Here is a 4,638-nt window from a genome sequence, read left to right on the forward strand (position 1 = left end):
ACTGACTATCAAACCACGGTTGATGAAAACGGCAATTGGAGTGTGGATGTTGCGGGCAATGATCTCGCGAATGACACCGAGTTCGAGGTTGTCGTAACCTCAACGGACGTGGCGGGTAACACGATTAACAGCACTGCGACATCAATCCATACGGTAGATACCCAAGTTATCGGATTGACTTCTGATATTACGAACGCGACCAATACTGGCTCAAACGCGGATACTGTTACTAATATTCATACACCAGATATAACCGGTGTTACGGAAGCGGGTGCTACTGTAACGATTAATTATACGGATGCGAATAACCAAACGCAGACGGCGACTGGTACAGCGGACATGAACGGTGTATACACCATCGGGATAACAAACTCGCTGAAAGAAGGTTCAAACTCACTATTTATCGTAGCGGAAGATGCGGTAGGTAATACAATATCAACAACGCAGGATGTGACGGTTAATTCTGACCCTATTGCTACAGATTTTGAAATCACGCTAACAGATGATGCAAGTGTTCAATTTACTTTTGAGCCTCATGTTAGTGACATTGAAGATGATGCTAGCAATACAGATGGTAAATCTATTGAAATTCAGATTACAAATCTGCCAGAGTTAGGAACATTGTATCTTGTTGATGGTGATAGCCGTACAGAGATTACCGCAGCAACGGTGTTAACTGAAGATTCTCAAATTGAATATGTGCTTGATGATACGATAAATGATGATCTGAGTTTTAATGCAACAGAAGACTTTGCGCCTAATTATAATAATGGGACGGTGACGTCTTTCACCCTAGCTAGCGGTGTTATTGTTTCTGGTGGTACTTATTCTGGAACAAGACCGGATACAACAAGTACATTAATGACAGACGAACTTTATTATGATTCGGCAACAAACGAAACAGGTCTTGGTGTCGGTAATCGTGAAATAGATGTAAATTCAAAAGATTATATTGAAGTGGATTTCACTCATGTAGGTAATGCGAATACAACAGATGTTGATATTAAAGAAGTTAATATTGATTTTGGTAGTGTCTATGGTCATTATTCAGAAAATAGTAATGCGAATGCTGAAATTCATATCTTATTATTTAAAGATGGGGCTCTTGTTGGAGAAAGCCCTTATATCTTCGATGATGAAACTCATAATGTTTATGATGGCAGCGGTGAGTTTACCGCTAATATTCAACTTGATAGCGGCTTTGACCAAATTCGGGTTTATACCGTTCATGGAGAGGGTTCCACTGCATCAAATTCGAATGTGACATTGCAAGGTGTTGAAGTCGTTGATGCTATGGTGAGTGAAGATATTCCTTATCAAGCAGCAGATAGTGATGATGCTACCGATACTGGTGTTATTACTGTTTCAACTGACAGTACTGAGCGTGCGATAAATAATGCCCCAATCATTGACGATTCAGTATTTAATGCGACGTATGAAGATGTCGCTATCCCATTAAATTTAAACGACTTGCTGATAACAGATCTGGATGGAGATGATATTACGTTAACTAATATTACGGTTGATCCAGCATTTGGTTCTTTAGAGCTTATTTTTAATGGTGATGAAGTTATAGGTGCTCAATTTACGCCTGCAGAAAATGTACATTTTGATAGTAATAATGCAGTTGAATTTGAAATAACAGCGACCGACGGATATCAATCTTCAACAGGAACAGCAACACTGATAGTTAATGCTGTGGCAGACGAACCAACGTTATCTGTTGTGCTAGGCGAGTCAGCCGTTGCTGGTCCAGGCTTTGATACAAGTGATGTAGATTCAATTAAAGACTTCTTTGCTAATGGTGGAACGATACCAGGCATAGGAAATGTTGTTTATAGCGGTGAAATGGTACTTGGTGATGATGGTAATAATCTAATTATTGGTACTGGTGTTGTTAATAATTTGATTGGTGATTCAGTTTCAGGTACTGGCAATGATATTTTTGTTGGAGGAGCAAATAATGATTCAATTTATGGAGGTACAGGGCCTCTAGATTTTGGTATTGATGGTGTTATATACAGTGGTAAAATCAGTGAGTACTTAATTGTAAATCAAGGTGGCGCTCATGGTGGCGGTATTGATCACTGGGTAGTAACTGATACGCTAGGTAGAGATACCGGATATGACCATACTGCACCTGAAGATAATGGTGATCAGTTATATCAAATCGAGCGATTAATCTTCTCTGATGCCATTGTTGAGCTAAATCCTGATGGAACATATACGATTCTACAAGAGACAGAAACGGCTCTCGATTTATCTGCATCTGTAATGGATACCGATGGCAGTGAATATTTAGATGCTATTAATATTTCAGGTCTTCCTGCTGGTGCTCAAATTATTGATAAAGATTCAAATCAGCCTCTTGGAGAGTTTAAAGAGGTTAATGGTGAGCAAGTTTGGGTAATTGATATTATTGGAGAAAATACTCAAACGGTTAATTACGATAATTTAGTTATTCGTTATCCATCGACAGAAACTCTTGATATTGATGTTTCAGCAGTTGCAAAAGAATCTTCAAATAATTCAGAAGCGACAACAACCGTGAATGCGTCACCTAGTCAAGATATAAATGCAGATCAAGGCGGGGAAACGCCGACCACATTGATTTCTTTAGTTCTTGATTCATCCGGTAGTATGAATCATCAACCGTTTAAATCTGATGACTCAAATCCAGATCAAGATAAAACTAGAATGGAGCTCGTTTTAGAAGCATCCATTGCCATGCTTGATAATGTGAATTCTCAAGAAGGCTCTGAAGAGGTTCTCGTTCAGTTAGTCGATTTTGATAACCAAAAGCATCACAGTGAGGATGAAAATGCAGAGTCGCTTGGTTGGTTCACTGTTCAAAGTGCAATTAATACATTAAATGCCGCTTTAGGTGATATCGCGACGGAAGATGGGGATAAAGATTTTTATCCAGACGGAGGAACTGATTACGAAGAAGGCATTTATGCTGTAATTTCGGGCTATCAGGATACTCAAGTTACTAATATTACCGGAGAAACTAATGATGTTGTCTACTTCTTTAGTGATGGTAATAATGACGGTGGTTGGCAAGGTGGTGCTAATGGACCTAAAGATATTTGGGAAAACTTTATTATAGGTAAAGATGTTACAGCTATTGGTATTGTTAGAGACTCAGATACGACATTAAGTGGATTAAATAAAATTTCGGATAAAATTATTTATCTTACGGATGGGCAACTATTTACTGAGTTACCAAAGCTTCGTCCTACAATTGGGCAGGCAGGGGCATTACTTATGGGGATTATTGGTTTAGACGCTGCCGCTATTGTTATTGATGAAACTAAAGCTGAAGTTCCGAGAGTTATCGAGCAAGATGGCGTTATTTCAAATACAACCTATGTAGTTAGTCAAGATAATAATCAATTACTTATTGATACTGAATACGGTGATTTACGTATTGAGGAAGATGGGTCTTATTATTTCCAACCATCATTATCAGCTCCTGAAATTGAAGCAGGAAAATCAGTCGCCTTTGAAGTTTTATATACGACAGTCGATGATAGTGGGATAGAAGATGAGCAGCTTGTAACATTAAATATAAGCCCTAGTGGAGAAGTTAATGCTGCTGTTACCTCTAGTCTGAATGCATCAACAGGTGACGATGTTGTTATCGGCACAGATAATGCAGATATTATTTTAGGCCATGAAGGTAACGATATTCTAATTGGTGGATTAGGTGACGATATTTTAGTTGGTGGTGCAGGGGAAGATATTTTCAAGTGGATTGATCAAGGTGTTGATACAGGTACTGATACAATTAAAGATTTTACTGTTGGTGAGGATTTAATTGATCTAACAGAAGTCATTAGTGGTAATGATAGTGCTGTTGATATGGAAGATTTATTGTCTCATGTTACCGTATCTGAAAGTGGTAATGACTTAACGCTAGCGATTACCGATGATTCTGATAATAATCACACCATTATTGTCGAGGGCGGGGTCGGTTCATTTGGATTAGAGGATGCGAACTTCTCTAATCAATCAGAGATCTTAACTCAGCTATTAGATAATCAACTGTTTAAGTTAGATGATAATAATTAGTTAGTTATATAACGTGAACTAGATAAAGGGCCTATTTGAGGTAATGCCGATCAGTTAAGAAATTTTCCAGATCATTTGACTGATCGTTAAAAACCTTCAAAATCCGATATTGGGTAACCAATATCGGATTTTTTATGCAACTAACTAAAGCTCTAACACTGGCTAATGATTTCGTCCCTGATTCTGATTCTCTCGGAAAACTCAGTGATATATTACCTCCTGAATTTATTAATCAATGTTTAGAAGAGGCTGGGATAGCTACGATCCGTAAGCGCCGATTACCATTAGATATGATGATTTGGGTTGTGTTAGGCATGGCTTTCTACCGAGATGAGTCAGTCTGGGACATTACCAGTAATATGCAGCTTATGCTGCCAGGAAAACGGCCACTAGTGGCTCCGAGTGCAGTAGTTCAAGCTAGACAAAGACTAGGAAGCGAAGCAGTAAGACATATTTTCACATCAACAGCTGAAATCTGGAATACCGAAGCAAACCATCCAACATGGAACGGTTTACAATTATTAGGTGTTGATGGCGTAGTTTGGCGAGCGCCTGACACAAAAG

The 4,638-nt window shown here is 38.6% G+C and carries 2 protein-coding genes; both read left to right on the top strand.

All coding sequences use genetic code 11. The features are described 5' to 3' along the window. A partial coding sequence (locus tag BTO22_RS19970) for an Ig-like domain-containing protein (RefSeq protein WP_258132566.1) occupies positions 1–4,074 on the top strand: 4,074 nt, incomplete at its 5' end. Positions 4,075–4,208: 134 nt separating this feature from the next. Beyond that, positions 4,209–4,638 (top strand): transposase domain-containing protein (locus BTO22_RS11120; protein ID WP_181044630.1); only part of this gene is annotated, 430 nt, incomplete at its 3' end.

Origin of the sequence: Aliivibrio sifiae (genome assembly GCF_002954705.1) — a bacterium.
In the GTDB taxonomy this organism is placed as follows: Bacteria; Pseudomonadota; Gammaproteobacteria; order Enterobacterales; family Vibrionaceae; genus Aliivibrio; species Aliivibrio sifiae_A.